Annotated in this window: 3 protein-coding genes and 1 pseudogene; 2 read left to right on the forward strand and 2 right to left on the reverse strand. The window is 34.3% G+C overall.

Features of this window, described 5'->3' with window-relative positions; translation table 11 throughout:
• Together FLS47_RS19180 and FLS47_RS16165 are read left to right on the forward strand one after the other, a co-directional pair.
• Positions 1-107: pseudogene (locus tag FLS47_RS19180) on the forward strand (IS982 family transposase); the annotation flags it as partial.
• Between the two features lie 318 nt (positions 108-425).
• On the forward strand, positions 426-1,205 hold the full coding sequence (locus FLS47_RS16165; protein WP_149915364.1) for a LuxR C-terminal-related transcriptional regulator: 780 nt from the start codon (positions 426-428) through the stop codon (positions 1,203-1,205).
• Between the two features lie 146 nt (positions 1,206-1,351).
• On the opposite strand, the gene FLS47_RS16170 is transcribed toward FLS47_RS16165, so the two are convergent.
• Positions 1,352-3,808 carry a response regulator gene (locus FLS47_RS16170; protein WP_223225377.1) on the reverse strand — a complete coding sequence of 819 codons (2,457 nt, stop codon included), beginning with the start codon at positions 3,806-3,808 and terminating at the stop codon, positions 1,352-1,354.
• Positions 3,809-3,812: 4 nt separating this feature from the next.
• On the reverse strand, positions 3,813-4,169 hold the full coding sequence (locus tag FLS47_RS16175) for an alpha/beta fold hydrolase (RefSeq protein ID WP_223225379.1): 357 nt from the start codon (positions 4,167-4,169) through the stop codon (positions 3,813-3,815).
• Between the last annotated feature and the right edge of the window lie 190 nt (positions 4,170-4,359).

Below are 4,359 nucleotides of genomic sequence, written 5' to 3' on the forward strand. Positions count from 1 at the left end.
ACTTTATCGTAAATATCTTAGCTGGATTAGCAGCATACAGTTTCTTCCCTAAGAAACCTTCAATCAAATATCAAACGGTAAAAACTAACCAATTGTACGCTTTTTAATTATCGAATTCAGGTTATAAGCATATGGACTGACAGCGACTTTTGACTAATAAAAGATTATTGAAAAGTTTAATCACCCTGTAAAGCATTTTGGCGACAAGCAAGCTCGATGGTAAGTTAGAGATTGAAAGATCTACCATAGGTGTTGTAGACTCGCAATCGCGCGAAAGAAGATAATTTCTTAACCCCAGGGCAACCGAAAGAACCTTAAGTATATTTACTGACCAGAAGATCCATAGAAAAATTTTTCTCAATCGAAAGCACACCCTTTAGGTGATAATTGAAAATTTTTATGATATTTGATTTAAGTAATTGCCTATGGATTTATTGAAATACAATCAAGCAAAACAAACTTGGCAAGAAATTGCAAAATATGCGCCCGAAGCTAATTTACCTTATACATTTCAGCTCGAAATTTATGAGAAGCTTTTAGATCGACTTCACCCCGAGGCATATTATTATTATATCTTTAATGTTGGCAATATAGAAATAGAATTTGTGAGTGAGAGCTTAAAGAATGTATTAGGATGGTCTTTAAGCAACTTTAATCCTGAAAACATTATGAATAACATACATCCCGATGATAAATCCCGTTTTGTAATGTATGAGCAAGAAGTAACAAATTTTTTTTCGAAACTCAAGCCTGATAAGGTATTGAAATACAAGGTGAATTACGATTATCGCTTACGCTGTGCAGATGGCTCATACAAATGGATATTGCAACAAGTAAGCACCATTCAAACCAATGAGGATGGAGCTGTGGTAAGAGTACTAGGGGTTCACACCGATATAACTCAACTTAAAACAGAAGAAAAGGCAATCAACCTTTCTTTCTTAGGATTAGATGGTGAACCTTCATACTATAATGTATTAACTCCTTATGGCCAACAAAAAACACCTGAAGCTTCTTTATTTACCACAAGAGAAAAAGAAATAATCCAATTGGTTCTGTTAGGCAGAACCACACTCGAAATCGCTTCTGCACTATACATATCCCCATATACAGTGAGTGTTCATCGTAAAAATATCCTCCGAAAATCAAACTGTAAATCCTTTGTCGAATTAGGCTCGAAAGCCTTACGCGAAGGATGGATATAATGCATCTACCACAAAATTGGAAAATCATTGAATTACATACATCATAGAAAAATCAACTTAAATTTAAAGCGCATTTAGTCTAAGAGAGAAATTGACTTAGTTGACAACTTCCGCTGTAATATTTCTACCGCTCTTGATTAAATCAATCATTCATCCCCGCCAAGGCCAATATTAGCCTGAAGAACCTTTAACATATCCTTTGATGTAAATGGTTTGGACAAAAAATCGTTCATTCCCGCCCTAACGCATCGTTCCATTTCGCCAGAGACATTTCCTGCACTTACCGCTATAATTGGTATATTTTGATATCCTGGCAATAAACGGATATGTCTCGTAGCATCATAGCCATCCATAATAGGCATTTGTACGTCCATTAAAATGAGTTGGAAAATCTCCTTCTCACATGCTTCAACAGCTTGTTTTCCATCACTCACTTGCAGAAGTCTCGCACCAGGAACTAACATCTCTAGCATCTTGTGATTCAAAGCCCTATTAACCGGATTATCATCAGCCAATAAGACATTTATAGGTTGTTCAAAAATTGACAGATCCCTGTTTATCGAAAAATCTTCTTCTCTTTTAGTTTTAACGCTCTGAGAGGTTTTAGCAAGTATTCTATATAATTCATCAGATTTAATTGGCTTGAGTAAACAATGCGAATTTTCATTCTTTCTGAATGCTGATATAACATCATGTTCTTCCGAGGAAGTATGTAATACCAAAAGAGGCACAGGTCTATTATTCTGTTTAAAAATCTCTTTCATCTTATCTATAGTTTCAAGCCCTGAAAGTATTGGCATATGGTAATCCATTAAGATAGTATCGAAAAACTCTCCATTAATTAAAAGCTGAATAGCTTCTATACCATTAGCTGCCGTAACACAAGTGATATTTTTATACTCTAACATATGTTTAAGAATGGTCCTATTGTTCTGGTTGTCATCAACAATTAAAACCCGACCAACATTCAGTTCTTCTTCTACTTGTACCAAATTTTGCTCATATCGTACTTCAATATCAAAATAAAAAATAGACCCTTTATCTAATTCACTCTCAAGCTTTAGATTACTACCCATATATTTTAATAGATTATTAGATATGGTTAGACCTAAGCCTGTTCCTCCGTATTTTTTGCTTACCGAACTATCTTCTTGAGTAAAAGCATCAAAGATTCGTTGCTGCTTTTCCAAAGGTATACCAATTCCCGTATCGCGAACAGAAAAACGCAAAATAATGGTTTCTTCATTCATATGGATTTTCTTTACAGAAAGCTCAACCTCACCTTCTGGAGTGAACTTAACAGCATTTCCAAGCATATTTACTAACACTTGCTTTAAACGCGCCTCATCAATCCAGATATCCTGAGGCAAACCTTGTTCTACGTTTAATAACAACTCTAAATTTTTATGTTGCGCTTGATAAAGAATAATATTTACAATCTGATTAATAACTTCATAAACGTTATAGCGATCGATAAAAAGTTCCAATTTTCCTGATTCTATTTTAGAAAAATCAAGAATATCGTTTATCACACTAAGAAGTATATTTCCAGAATCTCTAATATAGTTTAGGTATTGATATTGTGTGTCATTTAATTCTGTTTTAAGCAACAGATCTGCAAACCCAATCACACCGTTAAGTGGAGTACGGATTTCATGACTCATGTTAGCTAAAAATTCTGATTTTGCTTTGTTTTGTAGATCGGAAATTTTTCTTTTTTGTTCTAATTCTTCAGATAGCGCTTGTAATTGGATTTGCGCCAAATACTGAAATGTGAAGTCTGTGAACACCCACATACGTCCTTTTACGTTTTGAGAAACGGCAGGAACACAAGTGACATTAAGCACTAAACTTACTGGATCACCAAAAATCCACTTCCAATCGTCAATTTTTTGACCAGAGGAACTAAATAATCGCAACCCACCCTGATTAATTTCTTCTTTGTTTACAGCAGTACTTTTTAGTTTTTGCATTGCTTGAGCAATAGCAATAGGACTGTTTTTTCCTTTTGGGATTTCTAAAATTTCAGAAGCCTTTCTATTCACCCACCCATTCTTACCACCATCATCAACAAAAACAATTCCTTGAGGAATAGTTTCAAGAATAGTATTGAAACGCGTGCTGAACTCTTCAATCACTAAATGTTTCTGAATAGTGAAACACGTATCTTTAAGCCCTTGGTGCAAAGAATTTAAAAAACTCTTATACGATATGTCTAAAGAAAGAGACTGCTCCACCGTTAGCAGAAATCCCCCTCTAAGCCCCTTTTCCTGTAATGGTAAAAAAACAACGACTTCAGATTGTTCCTTTTGATTCAAAAAATCAACATTCATGACAATATCCTCTTGCGCAAGAAAGTCAAGAATTAGCTGAACATCAAACAAATTGTTTAGAAGTTCTTTTGAGGTACTATATTCTATACGTGCAGTTATATTGTCTTCAATTCTTACAAATGAAACTATCCTAGCCTGCGAATGCATTTTAAGCAGATTCGTAGATTCACATAAAACATCCTTATAATCTGTTTTCTTCTTAATTGGGTACAAACCAGTTAAAAAACTAACCGCTTCATAATTCCAATCTATATCACTCAGCTTATTCAAAATATTAAATAAATAGTTTAATCTCCTTAATGATTTCTTCTGGAGCACTCATATGTGGAAAATGTCCAAAAGCATTTACGACTTTCAATTTGCTATTTGGAATATTATCGTTCATATACTCTGCAACACGCAAAGGCACAGCAATGTCTCCTTGTGCCTGTATAATTAATGTGGGCTTATCCAATTTTGGTAATTCTTTACGGTAATCTGACTGAAATATAACCCGCGCTACAGATTGTGCAATATCAGGTCTAATCGCTTTAAGTGTTGATGCGAAATTTTCTGCCAATTCAGGATTTTCTGGGTTAGCCATTGCAGCAACAGAAAAACCACTTACCCAAGCAAAATAATTATTTGACATAGTCTCAAATATTAGATTCAACTCCTCCTGATCAAATCCACCTTGATAATTAAAATCATTTAGATAGTCAAGCCTTAAAAAGCTATTTTGATCCGATTATCCAATTTAACCTGCAACAATAGAGTTGGATAAACAGGTTTTGAATAAAGACAAAAAATGATGATTTCCATTTATTCATCATCCGCTTGAA

Source organism: Sphingobacterium cavernae, assembly GCF_008520265.1.
GTDB lineage: Bacteria > Bacteroidota > Bacteroidia > Sphingobacteriales > Sphingobacteriaceae > Sphingobacterium > Sphingobacterium cavernae.

Bases quoted from the DNA above. Each gene is read 5' to 3' on its own strand.
- FLS47_RS16175 (WP_223225379.1), bottom strand. From the start codon at position 4,169: ATGTCAAATAATTATTTTGCTTGGGTAAGTGGTTTTTCTGTTGCTGCA.
- FLS47_RS16165 (WP_149915364.1), top strand. From the start codon at position 426: ATGGATTTATTGAAATACAATCAAGCAAAACAAACTTGGCAAGAAATT.